This is a genomic window from Thermodesulfovibrio aggregans (genome assembly GCF_001514535.1).
Classification (GTDB): Bacteria; Nitrospirota; Thermodesulfovibrionia; order Thermodesulfovibrionales; family Thermodesulfovibrionaceae; genus Thermodesulfovibrio; species Thermodesulfovibrio aggregans.
The window spans coordinates 176,334-198,442 of sequence record NZ_BCNO01000003.1; the positions used below are offsets into that span (position 1 = coordinate 176,334).

General features: G+C 34.3%; 28 protein-coding genes and 1 tRNA gene. 13 read left to right on the plus strand and 16 right to left on the minus strand.

The genetic code is table 11. The features are described 5' to 3' along the window. The first annotated feature begins 81 nt into the window (after positions 1-81). From TAGGR_RS09490 to TAGGR_RS09500, 3 genes are read left to right on the plus strand one after another with little or no spacing between them, the layout of a single operon-like run. Entirely contained in the window at positions 82-525 is a 444-nt protein-coding gene (locus TAGGR_RS09490; protein WP_059177126.1) for a pyridoxamine 5'-phosphate oxidase family protein, read from the plus strand. Further along, positions 522-1,061, plus strand: coding sequence for a nucleoside/nucleotide kinase family protein (locus TAGGR_RS09495; RefSeq protein WP_059177127.1), 540 nt, complete (start codon positions 522-524; stop codon positions 1,059-1,061). Before TAGGR_RS09490 ends, TAGGR_RS09495 begins: the two co-directional genes overlap by 4 nt. After that, a complete protein-coding gene (locus tag TAGGR_RS09500; RefSeq protein ID WP_059177128.1) occupies positions 1,058-1,582 on the plus strand; it encodes an acyloxyacyl hydrolase in 525 nt (174 codons plus the stop codon). Before TAGGR_RS09495 ends, TAGGR_RS09500 begins: the two co-directional genes overlap by 4 nt. A 4-nt stretch (positions 1,583-1,586) precedes the next feature. Here the strand turns inward: TAGGR_RS09500 and TAGGR_RS09505 are convergent, their stop codons facing one another. Next, a complete protein-coding gene (locus tag TAGGR_RS09505) occupies positions 1,587-2,714 on the minus strand; it encodes an ABC transporter permease (protein ID WP_236698935.1) in 1,128 nt (375 codons plus the stop codon). Between the two features lie 115 nt (positions 2,715-2,829). Here TAGGR_RS09505 and TAGGR_RS09510 point away from each other — a divergent pair, with 115 nt between their 5' ends. Beyond that, the gene (locus tag TAGGR_RS09510) at positions 2,830-3,537 is read left to right on the plus strand and encodes a DUF8196 domain-containing protein (protein ID WP_059177129.1); all 708 of its coding nucleotides are present in this window, start codon (positions 2,830-2,832) and stop codon (positions 3,535-3,537) included. A 1-nt stretch (position 3,538) separates the two neighbouring features. Here the strand turns inward: TAGGR_RS09510 and TAGGR_RS09515 are convergent, their stop codons facing one another. Next, a complete protein-coding gene (locus tag TAGGR_RS09515; RefSeq protein ID WP_059177130.1) occupies positions 3,539-4,669 on the minus strand; it encodes an ABC transporter permease in 1,131 nt (376 codons plus the stop codon). 97 nt (positions 4,670-4,766) lie between these two features. Between TAGGR_RS09515 and mntA the strand changes: the two genes are divergently transcribed. Together mntA and hepT are read left to right on the plus strand one after the other, a co-directional pair. Continuing rightward, positions 4,767-5,171 carry a type VII toxin-antitoxin system MntA family adenylyltransferase antitoxin gene (gene mntA / locus TAGGR_RS09520; protein WP_059177131.1) on the plus strand — a complete coding sequence of 135 codons (405 nt, stop codon included), beginning with the start codon at positions 4,767-4,769 and terminating at the stop codon, positions 5,169-5,171. Continuing rightward, the gene (hepT, locus tag TAGGR_RS09525; protein ID WP_059177132.1) at positions 5,161-5,583 is read left to right on the plus strand and encodes a type VII toxin-antitoxin system HepT family RNase toxin; all 423 of its coding nucleotides are present in this window, start codon (positions 5,161-5,163) and stop codon (positions 5,581-5,583) included. Before mntA ends, hepT begins: the two co-directional genes overlap by 11 nt. Here hepT and TAGGR_RS09530 read toward each other — a convergent pair. Genes TAGGR_RS09530 through TAGGR_RS09540 form a run of 3 tightly spaced genes read right to left on the minus strand, consistent with a single transcriptional unit; the run spans position 5,580 to position 10,108 of the window. Next, on the minus strand, positions 5,580-7,313 hold the full coding sequence (locus TAGGR_RS09530; protein ID WP_059177133.1) for an ATP-binding cassette domain-containing protein: 1,734 nt from the start codon (positions 7,311-7,313) through the stop codon (positions 5,580-5,582). The two genes, hepT and TAGGR_RS09530, sit on opposite strands and share 4 nt — an antisense overlap. Then, positions 7,295-8,245, minus strand: coding sequence for an HlyD family secretion protein (locus tag TAGGR_RS09535; protein WP_059177134.1), 951 nt, complete (start codon positions 8,243-8,245; stop codon positions 7,295-7,297). The genes TAGGR_RS09530 and TAGGR_RS09535 overlap by 19 nt, the downstream gene beginning before the upstream one ends. An 18-nt stretch (positions 8,246-8,263) precedes the next feature. Further along, complete coding sequence (locus tag TAGGR_RS09540) at positions 8,264-10,108, minus strand: diguanylate cyclase domain-containing protein (RefSeq protein ID WP_161936218.1); 1,845 nt, start codon at positions 10,106-10,108, stop codon at positions 8,264-8,266. Positions 10,109-10,183: 75 nt separating this feature from the next. On the opposite strand from TAGGR_RS09540, the gene TAGGR_RS09545 reads away from it, so the two are divergent. After that, positions 10,184-10,552, plus strand: coding sequence for a DnaJ family domain-containing protein (locus tag TAGGR_RS09545; RefSeq protein WP_059177136.1), 369 nt, complete (start codon positions 10,184-10,186; stop codon positions 10,550-10,552). Here TAGGR_RS09545 and TAGGR_RS09550 read toward each other — a convergent pair. Beyond that, positions 10,553-10,639 (minus strand) — tRNA-Ser (locus TAGGR_RS09550). It lies immediately after the preceding gene. On the opposite strand from TAGGR_RS09550, the gene mnmA reads away from it, so the two are divergent. After that, positions 10,617-11,696, plus strand: a complete 1,080-nt coding sequence (gene mnmA, locus TAGGR_RS10335; RefSeq protein ID WP_269083332.1) for a tRNA 2-thiouridine(34) synthase MnmA — start codon at positions 10,617-10,619, stop codon at positions 11,694-11,696. The two genes, TAGGR_RS09550 and mnmA, sit on opposite strands and share 23 nt — an antisense overlap. On the opposite strand, the gene argC is transcribed toward mnmA, so the two are convergent. The 4 genes from argC to TAGGR_RS09570 form a co-directional block, all read right to left on the minus strand. Further along, positions 11,671-12,711: an N-acetyl-gamma-glutamyl-phosphate reductase gene (gene argC / locus TAGGR_RS09555; protein WP_059177137.1), complete on the minus strand. Its 1,041-nt coding sequence runs from the start codon at positions 12,709-12,711 to the stop codon at positions 11,671-11,673. The genes mnmA and argC overlap by 26 nt on opposite strands. Position 12,712: 1 nt before the next feature. Next, positions 12,713-13,099: a 30S ribosomal protein S9 gene (gene rpsI, locus TAGGR_RS09560; protein ID WP_059177138.1), complete on the minus strand. Its 387-nt coding sequence runs from the start codon at positions 13,097-13,099 to the stop codon at positions 12,713-12,715. A 17-nt stretch (positions 13,100-13,116) separates the two neighbouring features. Beyond that, on the minus strand, positions 13,117-13,548 hold the full coding sequence (gene rplM, locus TAGGR_RS09565; protein ID WP_059177139.1) for a 50S ribosomal protein L13: 432 nt from the start codon (positions 13,546-13,548) through the stop codon (positions 13,117-13,119). 94 nt (positions 13,549-13,642) lie between these two features. Continuing rightward, the gene (locus TAGGR_RS09570; protein WP_059177140.1) at positions 13,643-14,350 is read right to left on the minus strand and encodes a YdcF family protein; all 708 of its coding nucleotides are present in this window, start codon (positions 14,348-14,350) and stop codon (positions 13,643-13,645) included. A gap of 83 nt (positions 14,351-14,433) precedes the next feature. Between TAGGR_RS09570 and panC the strand changes: the two genes are divergently transcribed. Beyond that, the gene (gene panC, locus TAGGR_RS09575) at positions 14,434-15,282 is read left to right on the plus strand and encodes a pantoate--beta-alanine ligase (RefSeq protein ID WP_059177141.1); all 849 of its coding nucleotides are present in this window, start codon (positions 14,434-14,436) and stop codon (positions 15,280-15,282) included. On the opposite strand, the gene TAGGR_RS09580 is transcribed toward panC, so the two are convergent. Further along, positions 15,279-16,343, minus strand: coding sequence for an HD domain-containing phosphohydrolase (locus tag TAGGR_RS09580; RefSeq protein WP_059177142.1), 1,065 nt, complete (start codon positions 16,341-16,343; stop codon positions 15,279-15,281). The genes panC and TAGGR_RS09580 overlap by 4 nt on opposite strands. 20 nt (positions 16,344-16,363) lie before the next feature. Here TAGGR_RS09580 and dtd point away from each other — a divergent pair, with 20 nt between their 5' ends. The 4 genes from dtd to TAGGR_RS09600 are packed head-to-tail and all read left to right on the plus strand — an operon-like array spanning position 16,364 to position 18,551. Then, positions 16,364-16,804 (plus strand): D-aminoacyl-tRNA deacylase, encoded by a 441-nt coding sequence (gene dtd / locus TAGGR_RS09585; protein WP_059177143.1) that lies wholly within the window; start codon positions 16,364-16,366, stop codon positions 16,802-16,804. A gap of 3 nt (positions 16,805-16,807) precedes the next feature. Beyond that, positions 16,808-18,013 carry a CCA tRNA nucleotidyltransferase gene (locus tag TAGGR_RS09590; RefSeq protein ID WP_059177144.1) on the plus strand — a complete coding sequence of 402 codons (1,206 nt, stop codon included), beginning with the start codon at positions 16,808-16,810 and terminating at the stop codon, positions 18,011-18,013. Positions 18,014-18,030: 17 nt separating this feature from the next. Beyond that, positions 18,031-18,342 (plus strand): hypothetical protein, encoded by a 312-nt coding sequence (locus TAGGR_RS09595; RefSeq protein WP_059177145.1) that lies wholly within the window; start codon positions 18,031-18,033, stop codon positions 18,340-18,342. Continuing rightward, a complete protein-coding gene (locus tag TAGGR_RS09600; protein WP_059177146.1) occupies positions 18,330-18,551 on the plus strand; it encodes a DUF2283 domain-containing protein in 222 nt (73 codons plus the stop codon). The genes TAGGR_RS09595 and TAGGR_RS09600 overlap by 13 nt, the downstream gene beginning before the upstream one ends. Here TAGGR_RS09600 and TAGGR_RS09605 read toward each other — a convergent pair. The 5 genes from TAGGR_RS09605 to rsmI are packed head-to-tail and all read right to left on the minus strand — an operon-like array spanning position 18,543 to position 22,007. Continuing rightward, positions 18,543-19,079: a Fe-S-containing hydro-lyase gene (locus TAGGR_RS09605; RefSeq protein WP_059177147.1), complete on the minus strand. Its 537-nt coding sequence runs from the start codon at positions 19,077-19,079 to the stop codon at positions 18,543-18,545. The two genes, TAGGR_RS09600 and TAGGR_RS09605, sit on opposite strands and share 9 nt — an antisense overlap. 8 nt (positions 19,080-19,087) lie before the next feature. Then, complete coding sequence (locus TAGGR_RS09610) at positions 19,088-19,294, minus strand: type II toxin-antitoxin system HicB family antitoxin (protein WP_059177148.1); 207 nt, start codon at positions 19,292-19,294, stop codon at positions 19,088-19,090. 24 nt (positions 19,295-19,318) lie between these two features. Further along, positions 19,319-20,161: a fumarate hydratase gene (locus TAGGR_RS09615; RefSeq protein WP_059177149.1), complete on the minus strand. Its 843-nt coding sequence runs from the start codon at positions 20,159-20,161 to the stop codon at positions 19,319-19,321. After that, positions 20,158-21,165 (minus strand): zinc-dependent alcohol dehydrogenase, encoded by a 1,008-nt coding sequence (locus TAGGR_RS09620; protein ID WP_059177150.1) that lies wholly within the window; start codon positions 21,163-21,165, stop codon positions 20,158-20,160. Before TAGGR_RS09620 ends, TAGGR_RS09615 begins: the two co-directional genes overlap by 4 nt. Then, positions 21,162-22,007 (minus strand): 16S rRNA (cytidine(1402)-2'-O)-methyltransferase, encoded by an 846-nt coding sequence (rsmI, locus tag TAGGR_RS09625; RefSeq protein WP_059177151.1) that lies wholly within the window; start codon positions 22,005-22,007, stop codon positions 21,162-21,164. The genes TAGGR_RS09620 and rsmI overlap by 4 nt, the downstream gene beginning before the upstream one ends. Between the last annotated feature and the right edge of the window lie 102 nt (positions 22,008-22,109).

Genomic DNA, 22,109 nt, shown 5'->3' on the forward strand with positions numbered 1-22,109 from the left:
AAAAAGATACTTACAGCTTCTTGATTTTTTAAGAATTGTGAGTTTTTTAAAAGTCTCAATAGAATGAAAAGGAGGTTAGCTATGGAGATTAAAAAATGTATTGATTTTGCTAACAAGATTAAAATTTGCTTTGTAGCTACCTGTGACGGTGAGCAACCCAGGGTTAGGCCACTATTGATGTGGTTTGCTGATGAGACAGGTTTTTACTTTCAGACTCAAACAGTAAAAAATTTTTATAAACAACTACTTAAAAGTCCGAAAATTGAGCTCTGTTTCTGGGATCCAGACGAGGGAAAGACCTTAAGAGTCACAGGAGAAGTGGAATTTTTGGAAGATTTTGAACTTAAAAAAAGATGCCTTAAAGAAAGACCTTTTTTATATGAGATTGGCATTAGAGACGAAAAAGATCCGATTCTTGCGTTATTCCGAGTATCTCAAGGGGAAGCATTCTTCTGGACAAGAGCTGATAGCATGAAAGAAGACCAGATCCAAAAAATTAAGTTCGAATTAACAAAACAGACATGAATAAAATAATCTTAATTGGCTTAATAGGTAAGGAAGGTTCAGGGAGAGCATTAGTAGCTGATTATCTTGTTATAAAGCACGGCTTTGTAAAATGTTCTTTTGAGAACTTTATTAAACACATCTTACTTATGGCAAAAATGTGTAATGTCAATGAATTATTTGTTGAAAAAACTTTCTATTCAAGATGGCTTATATTGAAATTGAGAGAAATATTAAGAGAATATATTGATAAAAATTATCTTGTAAGAAAAATGCTGGCTAAAATTGGTGAACTGTTATCGCATGGTTATAAAAAAATTGTTATTGAAGATATTAGATTTGAAAATGAAGCAGAATTAATCAAACTATTTAATGGTAAACTCGTAAAAATTATCAGAACCTTTCCTTTTCCTTCAACAACACATTTCAGTTCTGTGGAAAAATTTATTGATACTCTTCCGTATGATTATATCTTGGAAAATAGGCCAAAATTAGAAGACTTATGTATGCAAATAGAAGATCTATTACTTTCTATCTATTCAGGAGGTATAAAATGAGAGGCAGAGTTTATTTATTTGCTATTTTTTTGTTTATCTTATTTTTCCCTTCTTATTCTCATTCACAGGAAAATAATTTTGAACTGGGAGTTGGTTATGGAAGAAATCTTTTTGAAAGTCTATCCACGAATCAGCTTCTTATTGCTCCAGCAGTAAACTTTAAAATCCCTGATATGAAAAATCTGTGGTTACACATTGAAGGTGATGTTGAAATAATAAATGATGATAAAACCACTGTGGTTGCAGGAGTAGCACCAATGCTCAGACAGTTTCTTTCAGATAGCATTACTTTAAAGCCATTTATTGAAGCAGGAGCAGGAGCAAACATTACGAGCCGAAATGGAGTTGAAAATAGAAGATTCGGTGGAGCTTTTATATTCAGCGTAATGGCTGGTTTTGGAGTGGAATTTAAATCAGGAATGAAAATCTCATACAGATTCAGACATCTTTCAAATGCAGGACTTTATTCTCCAAATGAAGGACTAAACTCACATTATCTGATGTTTTCAATTGGTTTCTGATTTTCTACTTTGCAAAGATTTTTCTAAACCGGTAAACTGAAAAGCTGAACAGCATCCCGCCAAGAACCATTATTCCAAGAATATCATCCCAGACATACTTTATTCCATTACCTTTAAAAAGAACGCTGTAACCAAAGTCAATAAAATACCGCATTGGAGAGATAAGACTTAAATAGCGCATCAAAGGCTGCATTGACTCAGGTGGTGTCCATGCACCTGAGAGAAAAAGCATAGGAATCAGAATTACAAGCATAAGCATCATTGATTGAGCGAGATTTCTTGCAACTGTTGATATGGCAAGACCGAGAGAGGATATTGTAAAGGCATAAAAGAGCATGACAGGATAAAAAAGAAGAATGCTACCTCTTAATGGAACATTAAATACTCCTTTCAATACTCCATATATGCTTATTAGTGAGAGTAAAGCTATTGCAAAAATTGTTGGTATGATTTTGGCAATAAATATCTCCCATGTTCTCACAGGAGTAACAAGTAACTGCTCAATTGTTCCGTGTTCTTTTTCCCTTACCATTGCAGCAGCGGTTACGAGCAAAGAAACCATTGTAATCATGTTGAAATACTCAAGCATACTCATGAACCATGAACTCAAAGTATTGGGATTAAATTCAACTCTTGTTCTTTCTTCAATGACAGGAAGGCTTTTAAAAAAGCTATTTAATGTTCCCATTTTTCTTTCAAGAATCTCTATGGCATAATCATAGGTTATCTCCGAAACATAGGCAACTGCCACTGTTGCAGACATAGACATTGTTCCATCAATTATGACCTGTATTTTTGCACTACTTTTATCCATCTTTCTTTTAAAATCTGGCGGGATAATCACAGCCATTGAGGCTTTTCCGCTGTCAAGCCATTGAAGTAATTCCTGTTCACTTTCAATGTAAGATATGATTTTGAAATAGGGCTTTTGAAATCTGCTTACAAGTTCTCTGCTTTCTCTGGTTTTGCTCATGTCATAGATTATGGTTGGGAAATCTATAACCTCCATTGTAAACCCGCTTCCTGAAGTATAGACAGCACCTGTAAATGCCCAGAGAAGTATGAAAATTAAAGCCTTATCTCTTATAAGATGAAGAATTTCTTTTTTTATTAGAGTGATAATTCTCATCATCCTATACTACTTCCTTTTTAACTTACAGAGCAAGATTGATCGTAAGTAGTTGTAAATTTAGCCTATTTGGTAATATCATAAAGATAAGAAAAATTTCGTAGGAGGTAAATTAAACATGCATGAAGCTCTATTAGAGAAAAGAATTGACCAACTTGAACAGGCTTTAATGGAGCTTGTCTATCAATCTCGTAAAACTGAAATGGCTATTGAAAAACTTGCTGAAGAAAATAGAAAACTTGCTCTGGAAATGAAAGAGTTTAAGGATGAAATGAGAGAGTTCAAAAATGAAATGAGAGAGTTTAAAAATGAAATGAGAGAATTCAAAGATGAAATGAAAGAGTTCAAAGATGAAATGCTCAATTTCAAGAGAGAGCAGCAGGAAGAGAATAAGAGAAAGAATAAAGAGTGGAGCAATCTTGCAAAGAAAATGGGCACCATAGTTGAAGACCTAATTGCTCCTGCTTTGAGACCTGTTTTAAGCAAATATTTCAATTGCGAAGTTGAAATGATAGGGCAGAGAATACTAAAGAGAATAAAAGGCGAAGACTATGAAGTAGATGCAGTTGCTGCCTGTGAAGATCTTGTTTTTATGATAGAAGTAAAGTCAACTCCCTATGCCAGAGATGTGGAAGATATAAAGAAAAAATCAAAAAGATTTTTTGAGTTTTTCCCTGAATTTAAAAACAAACAATTGATAGTAATATTTGCCAGCATCACCTTCCCCGAACAAATTGTAAAAAAGGCAAGCAAAAACAAGATTTATGTTATGGCGTGGAGAGAGTGGGAATACATGGATATCTTAAATTTTGACGATATAAAATAATTTAACCAATCCTTTTTCGGAAAGATAGTATTGCAAGACTATAAACCACTGTTGCATATATGAGCAACGATAAAAGCTCAGAGGTAAAGCTCTCAGCACCTATTCCCTTGAGATAAACTCCTCTTACAATGCCCATAAAATAGGATGCGGGTATTGTTTTACTTATTAACTGCCCTGACTGAGACATGCTTGTTATAGGTGAAAAATATCCTGAATAGATGAATGACGGAATAATTGTTCCAAGAAAAGCAATAAGCATTGCTGTTATCTGAGTTTTTGCAAGCATTGAAATGAGAACACCCACTCCCACTGTGCAGAAAAGATATATAATTGTTGAAAAGGTAAGGAAAATAAAGCTTCCTGTAAACTTTGTTTGAAACAAACCCACTGTAAGCAGAAAAATGATTAAGTAAGTTACAAATGAAACTGTAACATAGGGAATTGCTTTTCCAAATACCACTTCCCAGGCTCTTACAGGACTACAGTAAAGATTGAAAATACTGCCTGATTCCTTTTCTCTTACAACAATTAAAGAGGCAAGTAATACAGAATAAAACATAAGTGTGGTAACAAGTTCACCGGGAAGAATAAAGTTTTTACTCTCAAGTGCAGGGTTATACCATGCCCTTGTCTCAACTGATATGGGAAAGTTTATCTGGGATATGCCTCTTTGCTCTATAAAATCTTTAAGAAGTTTCTGGTTAAACTGCATATTTATTGCTGAAACATATCCTTTCATAACCTCTGCCCTCATGGGGAAAGAACCATCAATCAGAACCTGAACCTGTGCTGGCTTACCTGAATAAAGTTTTCTTGAAAAATCAGGTGGGATTACAATTACAATCCGGCATTCTCCAGATTTAATGAGTTCTTCAGCATCTCTGTAAGATTCTATAAGATTGAAAAACTTAAAATATTCAGAGTTTGTAAATGAGTATCTATATTCTCTGCTTAATTGAGTTCTATCATAATCAATAAAAGAGACAGGAATGTTTTTTACATCAAGAATCAATCCATAACCCATAAGAATAATAATCACCACCGGAACGATAAAAGCAAAGGTTAGATAAAGAGGATCCCTGAGCAGTTCCCTGAATTCTTTTTTAAGTATGGCAAAAAGTCGTTTAGACATTTATATCTGTTCCCTTTAGCTTTTTAGTTTATTCTAACAAATTCCTTTGCTGTTATATGAGAAAAAAAATTTGTAAAATTCTGTGATATACTTAAATATGTTGAATGAATTAAAAAATGATGAAAAATTTGAAGAAATTGCTAAAAAGTTTGGTATATGTTTTATTCTTCTTTTTGGTTCAAAGGCAGAAGGAGTTGATACGTCTGAAAGTGATACAGATATTGCAGTTTATGCTGATCATGTTCTTTCTGAAGAAGAAAAAATTAGTTTAGCCTTTGAACTATCTCTGATTTTAGAGACTGAAAATATTGATCTTGTTGATATAAAAATAGCTCCGCCTATGCTGAAGAGAAAAATTTTTGAAAATTACAAAATTCTTTATTTAAAGGAATCTTCTATTCTATATCAGATTGAACTTTCAACTTTAAAGGAATATGAAGAAGTAAAAATTCTTTACGAGATAAGAGATGAAAGAATTAAGGAGTTTTTGATTGATAGATAAGGAATTTATTAAATCAAAAATTTTTTTTATAAAATCCTACTACGATGAACTTGAGCAAATACTTTCATTTTCAGACCTTGAAATAAAAAAAGACTTTATAAAGCTGAGAGCAATTGAAAGAATTATCCAGTTGATAGTTGATGAAATTATTGATATCAATAATCATATAATTCGATACGGCTCTTTAAAAATTCCCGAAAGCTTTCAAAGTACCTTCATTGTTCTTGCAGAAAACAATATTTTACCTGAAAACTTTGCAAAAAAAATTGCTCCTGTTGTCGGACTTAGAAATAGACTTGTCCATAGATACGAGAAAATAGATTTAGATTTATTACTCAGTTTAGTGCGAAAAAATAAAGAGGATTTTATTGAGTATTTAAAATATATTTTTGACTTCATTGAGAAAAGTTAATTATCTTCACTTTCCCTTATGTAGTCAACGAAGGCTTCCTGAAGAGGAACTGTAACTTCTATTATTTCATATTCTCTGATTTGAGCATTTTTAAGTAATTCTTCTATTTTCCTAATTGTTGTCTCCGGTTCAAAACTTCTTATGAATATTTTACTTCCATAGATGCTTATGTTTTGAATTTCTTTAATAATTAAATCATAGACCTGATGAAACTGTTTGCTTTTGAGCTGAATGAGGGTGCCTGAAATTTTTTCAGAGCCTTTTTTGATTTCCTCTGGACTTCCCATTGCAATGAGTCTTCCATGATGCATGAGGCAGAGTCTGTCACAGTTTTCTGCTTCATCCATGTAATGGGTTGATACAATTACTGTTACTCCCCTTTTTCTTGAAAGCTCAAATATTATCTTCCAGAAACTTCTTCTTGCAATTGGATCAACCCCGCTTGTTGGTTCATCAAGGAATAAAACTGGTGGTTCATGCAAAAGTGCGCAGGCAAGAGCAACTCTCTGCCTTATTCCAAGAGGAAGGTCCTTGGTAGTTCTGTTTTCCAGCCCTTTAAGTCCAAGTAGCTCAATTATGCCTCTGAAATCACCTTTTTTAACACTGTAAAGCCCTGCATATAGTTTCATGTTTTCCATTACTGTAAGATCTCTGTAAAGGGAAAATCTCTGTGACATATATCCTATTGTTGACCATATTTTTTTCTTTTCTTTTCGCACATCAAAGCCATTTATACTGATACTTCCCCCTGATGGTTCAAGAAGTCCGCACATCATTTTTATAAGAGTTGTTTTACCGGCACCATTGGGACCAAGAAGACCTAAAATCTCTCCTCTTTTTACATCAAATGTAACAGAATCAACAGCTTTAAATTTTCCAAATATTTTTGTAACGGATTTACACGAGATAATGTGAGATTCCTCGCTTCGCTCGGAACGACAAAAAAAGGACTCGGAATGAGAAAATGGAACTTCTTTTAAATGAGAAGATGAGACTTTTTGAGAGGATGATACTTTTTCTATAAAAACTTCCTCTAAATTTCCAAGTTCATCAGGGCTTCCCTGAAGAAGAATTCTTCCTTCATGCATGAGTGCAACTCTATGACACCTTTCTGCTTCATCCATATAAGATGTGGTAAGTAAGACAGTTACCCCTCTTTCTCTAACAAGTCCGTGAATGATGTTCCAGAAATCCTGCCTTGAAAGAGGGTCAACACCTGTGGTTGGCTCATCAAGAAGAATAATGTCTGGAAGATGAAGTAGCGTGCAAACAAGAGCAAGCTTCTGTCTCATTCCACCAGAAAGAGCTCTTGCTTGCCTTTTAAGAAAAGGTGTAAGTCGTGTTATCTCAAGAAGTGTTTTTTTATTTTTTTCAAAAATCTCATCTGGAATAAGCCTTAATCCTCTGAAAAATTCAATATTTTCCTCAATTGAAAGAGAGTCATAAAGATTAAGCCCAAGACCCTGAGGCATATAGCCAATGATTGCCTTTGCTTTTTCAGGGTTTTTGGTAACATCAATATCATTTATGAATGCTTTACCTTCATCTGCCTTAAGCACACCTGCAAGTATCTGTATTATTGATGTTTTTCCAGCACCATCCGGCCCAATAAGACCAAATACCTCGCCTTTGTTTACAGAAAATGAAACTTGGTTTACTGCTTTGATTTTTTTATAGCTTTTGCAGAGACTTTCAACTTTTATAACAGGTATTAACGTGGTTTTATCCAAGGTGCTTCATCTTTCCATTTTATTACAACATCAGCAGGCATTCCTGGTTTGAGAACTCCATCAGGATTGTCAACAGAGACTTCCACACCAAATACAAGTTTAACTCGCTCTTCTTTAGTTTCCACGTTCTTTGGTGTAAACTCTGCCTGCTCATAGATTTTTGTAATTCTGCCGTTGAAAAACCTGTCAGGGTAGGCATCAATGTAAACTCTTGCAGGAAGACCAAGCTTTATCTTCCCAATATCAGGCTCGGGGACATAAACTTTTACATAAAGTCTGTTTAAATCAACTACTACATAAAGAACTGTTCCGGGATTTACAACCTCTCCTGTTTCAACTGGTCTGCTTAAAATCACTCCATTAACAGGAGAGTAAATTTTTGTTTCATTTAAATCTGCCAGAGTTTCCTTGAGCCTTTGCTGTGCAGCTCTATAGCTTGCCTCTGCCTGTGCTACAGCCTTAGAAGTTGCCTCAAGTTCAGCTTTTGCTGAACTGTACTGTGATTTTACTCTGTCAAACTCGCTTTTTGATACAAGTTCTTCCTTAAGCAGGCTACTGTAACGTTCAAAGTCATTTTTTGCTCTTTCATAGTAGGCATTAGCTTTCATAAAATTTGCCTTTGCCTGAGCAATTGCAGAATAGGAAGCTTCAGCTGTTTCATATGCAGCTTTATATCTTGCATTCAGTTGCTCAGAATCTATTTCGCATAAAAGTTCTCCAGCTTTAACTTTATCTCCTTCATCTTTGTAAAGCTTTAATATTCTTCCCTGAATTTTAGGTGAAATATTGGTTTCTCTTCCTTCAATCCTTCCACTGAGTAAAAGCAATCCATGAGGAATCTTCTGTTGTTTTGTGAGTAAATTATAAGATATCAATACAAAAATAACAAAAATTATGGAGAAAACTATAGCTTTCTTCCACTTAAGCTTCATAAATGATATTGTAACATACTACTGAAAAGATTTAATCTTACCCTTCCCCTCTTCTTTAGCCAAATATGTATAATGATCAGCCTCTTTTATTACTGTCTCCATATTTTTTGTTCCATCAATAGTTGTTATTCCTATACTTACAGAAAGATTGATTACTTGTCCACCAAAATCCAATTTTATATTCTTAATGGACGAAAAAATTCTTTCAGCAACTGCTTTTGCTCCTTCAATATCTCCTTTTAATAAAACGATAAATTCATCTCCTCCCCATCTTGCTGCAATATCGCTTTCTCTAATATTATTTTTAATTGCCTTTGAAACAGCTCTTATTGCATTATCTCCTGATAGATGTCCAAAACTGTCATTGATCTTCTTTAAATCGTCCATGTCAATAAAAAGTAAAGAATAAATCTCTCCTCTTTTAGCTGATCCTATTGCTCTTTTTAATGCATCTTCAATGAAATTTCTGTTGTAAAGAGAAGTTAAAGGATCTCTGATAGCAATCTCAAAAATTTTATCCCTTTCTCTTTTGTATAAAGTTACATCATGTGCAATGAAAAGCATTGTCCCTTTAGTCCTATCAATAGGAATTATCCACGCACTCAAACAGGTTCCATCTGGCAATTTTATCTCCTTCCATGATGTAGTTTCCTCATCTTTCTGACTAAGAAAGTCTTTCATAAAAGATTTCACTTTTTCATTAGAGATAGTGAAACTTTCATTACCCAGATAATCAATTGCCTTTGGATTTGCGTAAATTATATCGCCTGACTTACTGAAAAAAACTATTATTTCCTCAGATCTTTCAGCTATTGTTTGATAAATTTTACTGTCCTCCTCAATTTGAGAAATATGTTTTTGTAAGGTTTTTGTGTATTGGTCTATTACTCTTTGAAGATAATCTATCTCATCATATAAAGGTTTTGCAGTATAGCCTCTGTCTTGCTCTACTTCTTGTAGTTTTGATGTAAGCTTTAAAATTCTCTTTATTATACTTTTTTTAACAGTAAAATAAAGAACTACTCCTGATAAAATCCAAATCATTAAATTTATGAGCACTAAAATTTCTATATTTTGAACTGTAAATAAAAATTTTTTCGATGAATTAAAAGAGATAAGAACTTTCTTTTCTCCAAAAAAATCGTTGTTAACAATGCTTACTTCATAATCTTTTCCAAATTCCTTAATTAATGGAAAACTACCTGACAAAAATTCCTGTTGTTTTGTTTTAGATAAACTATCAAGATTTTGCACTCTAAAACTATTTAAACTCAAAATTTCCTTTATAACCCTTTCCTTTTCCTGATTTATAAGTCGTCCCATGATCAAATAACCTACTATTGGACCAATATAACTACTTTTCATTACAGGAAAAACAGCTAAAATCAAAGGAATTTCTTTTTGAAATGTAATACCTGTATAACCAGATGTCTGCTGAGTTGCTTTATATCTTGAGAAAATCTTCTTAATTAATTCTTCTTCACACTGATTTAGTTTGTTTATTTTTTCATCATAACAACCTGAAAATTTTACATTACCTTCCATATCAATGTATGAAAGCAGATAAAGTTTATTATTTATCCATGTCTCAACAGTTAAATTATTAGAGACAAAGGCAGGATTTTTATCTTGCAAATACAACCATGCCTCATTCCAAGCTGCCCAGTCTTTTGTCATATTTAGAAGATTCTCTTCTTCCAGGGCTAAAATTTTTTTCAATCTATTCACTGACTCTATTATATTTTGCTTTTCAAATTCATTCAGAATTTTTTTTATGTATCCAGAGTAAATAATCAGATTTAACACAATAAAGATGCCAATACAAATAGAGTAAACCAGAATGATTTTCTTTCTAATAGACATAGGAATAAAAAATTTTAACATAAGTGAAGAATAAAATTTGACATTTTTGGAATCTTTTCTAACATCATAGAATTAATGGACATATTTGAAAAAATTGCTGAAGAAAGAATCAGGGAAGCAATTGAACAGGGGCTTTTTGATGACCTTCCTAATAAGGGGAAGCCTTTAAAAATAGAAGATTATAGCTGGGTTCCTGAAGATTTAAGACTGGCTTATAAAATTTTGAAAAATGCAGGCTGTATTCCTCCTGAGATGGAAATAAGAAAGGAAATCATAGATTTAAAAGAACTTCTAAAAACAATAGATGACGATGAAGAAAGAATAAAGAAAATTAGAGAACTTAATTTTAAACTTCTTAAATTCAATATTGGAAGAAAACGCCCCTTTTATCCTGAAGACTTTCCTGAATACGAAGAAAAAATTATAAAAAAATTTATTGAATAACGGAGAGGGAGGGATTCGAACCCCCGGTGGGAGTGACCCCACAGCGGTTTTCGAGACCGCCCCAATCGTCCACTCTGGCACCTCTCCAAAAGTTTATAATAAATTATATCATGTAGAGATGGAAAAAGTAGTCGTTGCAATGAGCGGTGGTGTTGACTCATCTGTGACAGCCTATTTGCTTATGAAAAAAGAAATGGCTGTTGAAGGAGTATTTTTTATTCTCTTTGACAATCCTCCAAACATAGAACTTGCAAAGAAAACAGCTAATTTTCTCGGAATAAAGCTTCATATTGAGGACCTAAGAGATAATTTTAAAAAATATGTAATTGAGCCTTTTTTTGATGGATACAGAAGAGGGATTACCCCTAATCCATGTATTCTCTGCAATAGCTACATTAAATTCCCAACACTAAAAAAAATCGCTGATAAAATAGGGGCAAACTATTTTTCCACAGGTCACTATGCAAGGGTAATTAAAAAAAATGGCAATTACTTTCTCCTTAGAGGATTAGATAGAAATAAAGATCAATCTTACTTTCTCTATGGAATAAACAAACTTTTTCTGTCTCAACTTATTCTACCTCTTGGAGAATTAACAAAACAGGAAGTTAAAGAGATTGCTAAACAATCTCATATTCCTTCAAAAATTGCTGAGGAAAGTGTAGAAATTTGCTTTCTTAAAAACAGAAAATACTATGAGATGTTTAAGCCAGCAACACAGGGACCTATAATTGAAGCATCCACTGGAAGGATAATTGGACAGCACAGGGGAATTCATCTTTTTACAATTGGACAGAGAAAAAGAATAGGTGTTTCCTCTCAATATCCTTTGTATGTTGTAAAAATTGATCCTTCAAAAAATGCTGTATATGTTGATACAAAAGAAAAGGTCTTTATGAAAGAATTCTATGTAAATGAATTAAACTGGCTTGTTGAACTTGAAAAACACAAATTAAGCTGTGAGGTAAAAATTCGTTATGCCATGAAACCTGAAAAGGCAGTAGTGAAAATAGTTAATGAAAAAGCTAAGGTAGTATTTGAATCACCCCAATTTGCACCAACACCCGGGCAAAGTGCTGTTTTCTACAGTGATGATATAGTCTTAGGTGGTGGAGTTATTACGGAGACAGTGCAAGATTTTTAAGTGCTTTTGTCTCTTCAATACCAAACATTATATTCATATTTTGCACAGCCTGTCCTGAAGCTCCTTTAACAAGATTATCTATAGCTGATATGAGAATTATTCTTCCTGTTCTTTGATTAACTGTAGCGCCTATATAACAGTAATTCGTACCTCTAACATATTTTATGGCAGGTACCTGACCCTCTGGCATAATTTTAACAAAGGGCTCACTATGATAGGCTTCCTCAAGTATTTCTAAAGCTTCTTTTGTTGTGATATTTTTATTTAATTTCCCATAAATAGTTGACAGAATCCCCCTGTTTAATGGCAAAAGATGGGTAGTAAAGTCAATGATTATGTTTCTTTCAGAGGCATAACTCAGTTCCTGTTCAATTTCAGGAGTATGTCTATGTTTTGCCACATTGTATGCTCTGAAGTCTTCATTTACTTCACAATAGCTTAAAGAAACCTCTGCCTTTCTACCGGCGCCAGAAGTTCCAGATTTTGAATCAACAACTATGGTATCCCCTTCAATCAAACCTTTTTTCAGAAAAGGATAAAGAGGCAAAATTACACTCGTTGGATAACAGCCTGGATTTGCAATAAGCCTTGCATTTTTAATCTTTTCCCTGTATATCTCTGGCAATCCATAGACTGCCTCTTTAAGTAAATGGGGAAAAGCATGTTCAGTTTTGTACCAGAGGGTATAGATTTGTGAATCCTTTATTCTGAAGTCTGCAGAGAGGTCTATAACTCTCTTGCCAGCCTGAATAAGTTCTGCTGCAACCTGTTGAGACTTTCCATGGGGAAGGGCAAGAAAGTAAACATCTGCTCTATCTTTTATTTTTTCGATTTGCAGATTTTCAAATTTAAGTTCTCTATAAATAAAAAAAGCAGGGAAAAGCTCTGAAACGCTTAACCCTGCTGATTTTTCGCTGGTAACCCCGACTATTTCAATTTCATCATGTAAGGCAAGAATTCGTAATAACTCACTTCCTGTGTAACCACTACCACCACATATGAAAACTCTGAGCATTTTATCTCTTGGAGAACTGGAATCTCTTTCTTGCCTTTGGTTGACCGTATTTCTTTCTTTCTACCTCTCTTGGATCTCTTGTAAGGAGTCCTTCTTTCTTTAGTTTTGGTTTAAGGTCTGGATTGAGTTCAACCAAAGCTCTTGCAATTCCGTGTCTTATTGCACCAGCTTGACCGCTCAATCCACCACCATTAACAGTAACAATTGCATCATACTTACCAGTTACTCCTGCTACATGAAAGGGTTGCATAAGTATCATTCTAAGAGTTTCTCTTGGGAAATACTCTTCAACTGGTTTTTCGTTAACAATAACTTTTCCTGTGCCTGGTAATAAGATTACTCGTGCAACGGATCTTTTTCTTCTTCCTGCAGCTAAATTTTCAGCCATTATCTTCACCTCAAAAATTAACTTATTTTTAGAGGTTCAGGTTTCTGGGCAGTATGAGGATGATCTGAACCTCTGTAAACTTTCAATTTTTTTATCATCTTTCTACCCAATCTTGTTTTTGGAAGCATACCCCATACAGCGTCAACAATGACTTTTTCAGGCTCTTTTTCAAGTCTTTCTTTAAGTGTTTCTGCTTTCAAATTACCGATGTAACCCGTATGTTGATAATAAATTTTGTCAGTAAGTTTTTTCCCTGTTACTTTGATCTTGTCAGCATTAATGACTATAACAAAATCTCCATTATCCACATTAGGAGTGTAAGTTGGCTTATGTTTACCCATTAAAATTTTTGCAATTCTTGATGCAAATCTTCCAAGAGTCTGCCCATTTGCATCTACAATCCACCAATTTCTGTTAACCTCTTCTTTTTTAACAAAAGCTGTTTTCATCTTTATACCTCACCTCTAATTTTAATTACGAGCTAAAATTATAAAATAACTTAAAAACCTTTTATTTGTCAAATAATTAAGCTGAACTCAAAATTCAGCTTACTATTAACGCAATATACTCTCTTATCGCTTTCGAGGAAATCGCAAAGTTACTAAATTTAGGCAGAAAACTGTAAATATTGTAGTAATTGCTTCTTTTGAAATCTGCAGCATATGGTATAACTTCAAGCCCTGTTCTTTTGAAAAGTTTCATTGCCCTTTTCATGTGATATGCTGAGGTGACAACTATTACTTTTCTAAAGTTTCTTTCTTTACATATCTCACTAACATATAGGGCATTCTGATATGTGTCTCTACTTTTATCTTCTTCAATAATTTTTTCAGGTTCAACCCCCAATTCTTTTAACATTGAAGCCATTGCAGAAGCATCTGAAATTTTACCTTCCACTGCACCACCTGAAACAATAACAGGAATTTTAGTTTTTTTATATAGTTTATACCCAGCCAATAAACGATTTGCTGTATCTTCAGTTAATGAATCCTTTGAACGTATACCCCCTCCAAGTATAATAATGGCATTGGCATTTAATTTATCAGTAATTGTGTAATTTACCTCAAGAGGATATAAAAGTAAATCCTTTACAGGTTCAATAGATATTAAATATACAAATATAGCTGATGAAACTGCTAAAAAACGAACAAACTTCCTCTTCTTCTCCAGTAATGCCAATAAAAGAAATAGAACTATCAAAATTCCAGGCGGTAAAATCAAAGAAGTTAAAAATTTTTTAAGAAAAAACATAAAAATGAGTATAGCAAAGTTGCCTGTTTGATGTAAAATTGAGTTATAATAATTTTTCTGAAATCAATTTAGTGGTCTGAAAAATGGAAATAATAAGAATTCCAAGAATAATGAGAGAGATAACAAAAGATTTAAGAGCGAAGGGAAAATCTATAGGATTTGTTCCCACAATGGGCGCACTTCATGAAGGACATCTTTCACTGATAAAAAGAGCAAAACAGGAAAATGATACTACTGTAGTGAGCATTTTTGTTAATCCAACACAGTTTGCTCCAGGAGAAGACTATGAAAAATATCCGAGAGACATAGAATCAGACAAAGAAAAACTTCAAAAAATGGAGATTGATTATCTATTTTTACCTGATGTGGAATCTCTATATCCTCAGGGATACAGCACCTATGTCACAGTAGAAGGACTTAGTGATAAATTATGTGGAAAATTTAGACCAGGTCATTTTCGGGGAGTAGCTACAATAGTATGTAAACTTTTTAACATTGTGAGACCTTCCAGAGCATATTTTGGGCAGAAAGACTATCAACAATCACTGATAATTAAAAGAATGATTGATGATTTAAACTTTGATATTGAAATCATTGTATGTCCAACAATTAGAGAAAATGATGGTCTTGCAATGAGCTCAAGAAATCTGTACCTAAATGAAGAAGAGAGAAAAGCAGCTTCTGTTATATATAAAGCTTTGCAGGAAGGGGAAAAACTTTTAAAACAAGGAATAAATCCATCGGATGTAACACTTGAAATGTTAAAAATTCTTAAAAAGGAACCTCTTGTTAGAGAAATTCAGTATGCAGGTGTTTTTGATCCACTGACGCTTGAAGAAGTTAAGGAAAAACAAAAAAGATATTTACTTGCAATTGCTTTAAAAATAGGTGATACAAGACTAATTGATAACTTTATTGTAGAATTGAACTAATCTCTGAATGTTTCTCTAATCTTAATGAATTCGTCAATATTGTTGAAAAAAATCTCTATTAATTGAGGATCAAAGTGACTTCCTTTGCCTTTTTTCATAATCTCAAGGGTTTGTTCTACTGTAAAAGCAGGTCTGTAAACTCTGTCTGATGTCATTGCATCAAAGACATCACATACTGCAACAATTCTTGCATAAATGTGTATTTCTCGTTCTTTAAGCCCTTTCGGATATCCAGAACCATCCCATTTTTCATGATGCTGTTCTGCAATTATTTTTCCTGCATGAAGTGTAATAAATCTTGGATCAGAGGTTAAAATCTTTCCACCAATTACAGTATGAAGTTTCATTAATTCAAACTCTTCAGATGTCAAAGGTCCAGGCTTTTTTAGAATACTGTCTGGTATCCCGACTTTACCAACATCATGCAAAGGAGAGGCGTAGAATAAAATATTTTGTTCAAATTCCGACAAGCCTGCAAGCTGAGCAAGCAACTTAGAATAATGGCTTATTCTTCTGATGTGCTGACCTGTTTCTTCATCCCTGAATTCAGAAAGCATACCAAGTTTTACAACCATCTCATACTCTGCCTCTCTTGCAAGTTCCAGTGCCTCTCTGAGTTCCTTTGTTTTTTTCATTACCTCTTTTTGTAAAACTTCGTTTATATTTTTTATTAAATCTTGATACTTTTTTACCTGAAGATTGTTAAGTACCCGCAGTTTTAACTCTTCTGCATCAAAGGGTTTTGGAATGAAATCATTTGCTCCGTGCTTTAAAGCATTTTTTCTTTCTTTCTCGTCTCCTGAAAGAACTACAACAGGAATATGGGAAGTTGATTGATCAGACTTCAGAGCATCTAAAACTTCTATACCATCCATTCTTGGCATTCTTATATCAAGGACAATAACATCAGGAGTGTGATTTTTCAGGACTTCCATTGCCTCAAGCCCATCACTTGCTGTAAGAATCATGATATTTGGAGAGTCTATAAAAATCGCAGATATTAACTCCAGATTAACAGTTTCATCATCGACCACTAAAATTTTAGAAACTTCTTCAAACATGGTATGATATATTAACATAAATGACAGGATTAATACAGAGAGTAAAAAGGGCAAGTGTGGAAGTTGAAGGAAACATAGTGTCAGAAATTGGCAAAGGCATTGTTGTTTTTATTGGGATAGAAAAGGAAGATACAGAAAAAGATGCACAATATCTTGCAAATAAAACTGTTAATCTGAGAATTTTTGAAGACTCCCTCGGTAAAATGAATCTTTCAGTAAAGGACGCAGGTGGTGAAGTAATGGTTGTCTCAGAGTTCACACTGGCAGGAGATTGTAAAAAGGGTAACAGACCCTCCTTTGACAGAGCAATGCCACCTGAGGAAGCTGAAAAACTCTACAGATATTTTATTGAGGCGCTCAAAAATACTGGCATTTCTGTCAAAGAGGGAGTTTTTAGAAGTTACATGCATGTCTGCCTTGTAAATGATGGACCTGTAACTTTTATAATTAACACGAGGTGAGATATGTTTGAAAAATTGAGAGAAAATCCATATTTTAATGAAGTTGTAAACTTTCTAAAACAAAAAAATCTTTATGAAAGCTCTTACCTTGTTGGTGGAACTGTAAGAGATGTAATGCTTGAGCGTGAAATAAAGGATATCGATTTTGCCGTAGCAACTGATACCATAGAACTTGCCCGAGAATTTGCAAAAAAAATCAATGGAAGCTTTGTTTTACTTGATGAAGTTTTCTTGATTGGCAGAGTTGTAAAAGATGAACTAACCATAGACTTTGCTCAACTGCGAGGCAACTCAATTGAGGCTGATTTAGCAGAAAGAGATTTTACCATAAATGCAATGGCAACATCTTTAGAGTGTGACAGATTAATTGATCCTTTCAGAGGACAAGAAGATTTAAAAAACAGATTAATCAGGATGGTCAATGAGGAAAATCTCAAAGCAGATCCTTTAAGAGTGCTCAGAGCTTATAGATTTCATGCTACACTTAGTTTTGAAATAGAAGAAAAAACAAGACAGGCTCTAAAAAATAATGCTCATTTAATGAAAATCACAGCAAGAGAAAGAATTAAAGATGAACTATGGAAGATTTTTTCAGTGCCTGAAAGTTTCAAAACTGTTCAACTTATGATTGAAGATGAGATATTTAAGGCTATTTTTAAAACCCGAGATTTTCTTGAAATAAAGCCTGATATTGAAGCCCTTAAGAGTGCTGAGGAACTTTTAATGAATTCAAAAAGAGAAGTGAAGAATTTAAGTTGTTTTAAGTTTGCCTGTCTCTTTGATTTTCTCACCTCTGAACTGATAAAACAAATAAAACCAGCAAGAAAAGAACAAAGATTTGTTGAAGATTTAATTCAGGCAGGAGCAAGAATAAGAAAAATAGAGACCTTGCTTGATAAGGTTCAATTCATAAGAGACTTTGAAACCATTCTTTATCCAGCTCTCGTATATGGAATGAGTAAGGATCCATTAAAAAAATCAAGAAAATGGTTTTACGATCAGATTGAGGAGTTTTATAAAAAAATTTACCTAAAAAACAAGAAAAAGCTTCCCATTATCAAAGGCGAAGATATAATTTCACTGGGGTTTGAGCCATCTCCGCTTGTTGGCGAAATACTTGACAGGATAGAAATCCTTGTTTTAGCAGGAAAAATTTCAAACAAAGATCAGGCACTTGAGGAGATTAAAAAGAGATTTATTGTAAAATAAAACAACCATTACAAAGAATGATAATTATAAAATCAAAAAACAATATACCAATAAGATTAACTAAGGAAAGGTGGTGCCATATCATATCAAGACACCCTGAATTAATTGACCAGAAAGAAAGAATTCTTGAAACTATAGCAGAGCCTGAAATAATCCAGGAAGGAGACTTTGGTGAACTTATTGCAATAAAATTCTATAAAGAAACACCACTTACATCAAAATATTTAGTGGTAATATATAAAGAGATTGAAAGTTTTGACGGTTTTGTAATTACGGCTTACTATACCAATAAACCTTCAGAAAGGAGGAAAATAATATGGAAACAATAAAAATACTTGAAAAAACAGAGAATCTTAACTGGGATTACGATGAGGAAGCAGATGTCCTATACATAAGTATAGGCGAACCTCAAAAGGCAGTAGGTGTTGATATAGGAGAAGGAGCAATTATAAGGTATATTGAATCAACAGGAGAAGTTGTAGGGCTTACATTAATCGGAGTAAAGGAGAGACTTTTAAAAAGTCTGAAATCAAATTGATCTCTTAAAAATATCTCCTCCATGACAGTCAATTGCCACAATTACAGGGAAATCTTTAAGAAGCAATCTCTTGATTGATTCTGTCCCTAATTCAGGAAAAGCTATCTCTTCTGCTAATACTATGTGTCTGCTTAGAAGTGCTCCTGCTCCACCTGTTGCAAGAAAGTAAACAGCCTTATACTTCTGAATAGCCTGTTTTACTTCCTCTGAACGCTGTCCTTTACCAATCATTCCCTTAAGTCCAAGTGAAAGAAGAAGGGGAGTATATGAATCCATCCTTGATGAAGTTGTTGGACCTGCTGAGCCTATCACCTTACCAGGAGGTGCAGGTGTTGGACCTACATAGTATATAATCTGACCCTTTAAGTCAAAAGGTAAAGGTGCATCATTATTAATCAATTTTATAAGCCTTTTATGGGCTGCATCCCTTGCTGTGTAAACATAACCATTTATTAAAACCATATCCCCTGCTTTTAAATTTTCAACAATATCATCAGTAAGTGGTGTCTCTATGACGATCTTATTCATATTCTCTCCTATTCTTCCTTAATTATCTCTTTAGAGAAATGTGGAATATTCTCAAGACCCACAACTTCTATATATGCTTTTGCAGCATCTTTAATCATATAGATGGCTTCTTCTATTGTTTCTCCTTCAGTTGTAATGTCTAACTCGGGGCAGTAAACTATATAGCCTCCTTCTTCTGCAGGTATAAGTTCTGCTGTAAGTTTTATTTTTCTCATCTTAAAAACCTCCTGTTTTTAAACTCATATCTCTGCCTCCTTGTGTCTTGCAGAGTGGCATTGAATATTTACTGCAACAGGAAGTGATGCAATATGACAGGGTGCATACTCAATGTGAACAGCCAGAGCAGTAATTCTTCCTCCAACCCCCATCGCACCAATACCAAGTAAGTTTATTTCATTAAGAAGTTCCTGCTCAAGACGGGCATAATCTGGATTTTTATTTGGTTCCCCAACTTTTCTGAGTAGTGCTTTTTTAGCTAAAATTGCTGATTTTTCAAAATTTCCTCCAATCCCAACTCCAACTATTATTGGAGGACATGGATTGCCTCCTGCATTTTTCACTGTCTCAATAACAAAATCCTTTACTCCCTTTAATCCCTGAGCAGGTTTGAGCATCCTGAGGGCAGACATGTTTTCACTTCCCGCTCCCTTTGGTGCAACTACTATTTTTACTCTATCTCCTTTTACAAGCTCAAAATGAACAATGCAGGGTGTGTTGTCCTTTGTGTTTATCCTATTAAAAACAGGGTCATCTACAACAGAAGCTCTTAAATATCCTTCCTTTACAGCAAGCCTTACACCTTCATTGAAGGCATCCATAGGATCACCATCTTCGTACAAAACCTCAGTTCCCCATTCAACAAAGATAACAGCTACTCCTGTGTCCTGACATAGAGGAATTTTGTCCTCTGAAGCCACTTTCTGATTATCAATAATCTGTTTAAGTATATCCTTTGCTAACCCTGTTTCAAATTCATAACTTCTTTTTAATGCCTCTGAAACATCCTCAGGTAGGAAAACTGCTGCATCCAGGTAAAGTTTTTTTACTGTTTTTACTATCTCTTCCCTGCTGATTTTTCTCATATCTCAATTAGATACTTAATTCCCTCCCCTCTTGATAGTTTTTCAAAAGCCAGAGAAATCTCAGAAAGCGGAAACTTATCAGTTATCAACTCTTTAAGTCTAAGCTTTCTTGATTGAATTAACTTAGCTGCTTCTTTTACATCCTCGGGATTATAATGAAAAGCTCCCTTTAGGGTAATCTCATCATAGTGAATTCGTGCTGCATCATAACAAACCTCTGTGCCTGTCTTCAATCCTCCAAAAAGCAGCACTGTGCCACCTTTTCTCACATAGTTTATTGATTTAAGCCAAATCTCTTTCTGGCCTGTGCACTCAACAACTCTATCATAGCCAAAACCATCTGTAAAATCTAAAGGGTCTTCACCTGAGTAATAAACTCTATCAGCACCCAGGGTTTTAGCCAAAGCAATCTTATTTTTATTTCTTCCCATTACTGCTACACTAACACCAATGCTTTTTAAAACCTGAAGGAAAAGAAGTCCCACAGGACCTGTGCCAATTACAAGAACTTTGTCTTCCTCTGATGGAGACAGAGCCTTAACTCCATGAACTATACAGGAAAGTGGCTCAAGAAAGGCAGCTTCCTCAAAATCTATGTTCTCTGGTTTATGAAACATATTCTGCCTTACAACTCTCTCTTTTACAACTATGTATTCAGAAAAAGCACCAAGCATCATATCTTTTGTCAGCGTCTCACAGAGATTGAAAAGTCCTCTTTTACAGTATGCACAGTTTCCGCAGGGTGCTGTATGAACAAGCATAACAGCATCGCCTCTTTTAAAACCATTTACACTGCTTCCAACATCTTCAATTATTCCTGAAAATTCATGTCCAAATGGTCCTGGCATTGGAATAAGGGGATGTCCTCTTAAGTAGGCTTTTAAATCAGTTCCACAGGTAAGAGCAGCTTTTATACGAACCAGAACCTCTCCATCCTTTATAGTAGGGATTGGTTTTTCCATAATCTCTATTTTATTAGGCTTAATTAGATATGCAGCTTTCATTCAATATTGTCCATCTTGAGACTTTTTTCATAGAGCTCTTTTTTACTTAAATTGTAAAGCTCTGATACTATTTTAACAGCTTCCTTTCTTCCTTTACCCTTTTTCATAAGCTCCTTTACTTCTTTTAGGGCTTCTTCAACGCTTTGAACAGACTCAGAAGCACCTTCAACTACTATAACATATTCACCTGCAATTTTAGAGTTTTCAAGCTTTTCAATAACTTCTGAAAGCTTGCCTCTTAAAACTTCCTCAAACATTTTAGTGAGCTCTCTTGCTACACATACGCGTCTGTCTCCAAAGACTTCAAGCATGTCATCAAGGCTTTGCATTATTCTATGAGGTGCTTCGTAGAAAACAAGTGTTCTTTTTTCTGAACTAAGTTCAAGGAGTTTTTTTCTTCTTTGAGACTGCTTGACAGGAAGAAAGCCTATGAAGGTGAACTCCTCTGTATTCAATCCTGAAATGCTTAATGCAGTTATTAGAGCTGTTGGACCGGGAATAGGTATAAGTTCTATTTCCTCTTCAATTGCCCTTCCTATGACAACTGCTCCCGGATCTGAAATTCCAGGTGTTCCAGCATCAGTTATCAGTGCTACTGAGTGTCCTGAGTGAATCTTTTCAATTATCTCCTCAGCCCGAACCTTTTCTTTCTCAGACCAGTAACTTATGAGAGGCTTTTTTATTCCATAGTGATTGAGCAACTTGAGACTGTGTTCTGTATCTTCACAGGCAATAAAGTCAACTTTCTTAAGTGTTTCAAGTGCTCTTAATGTTATATCATCAAGATTACCAATTGGTGTTGAGACTATATATAATCTTGCCTGAGGCATCTCTTCCTCCATTAATTTAGCCCTCACGGGCGATTCAGCCGCCTTCGGCGATTCAACCGCCCTGCGGGCGATTCAAAGTTCAAAGTTCAAATTTGATTATTGTGCATGGATATC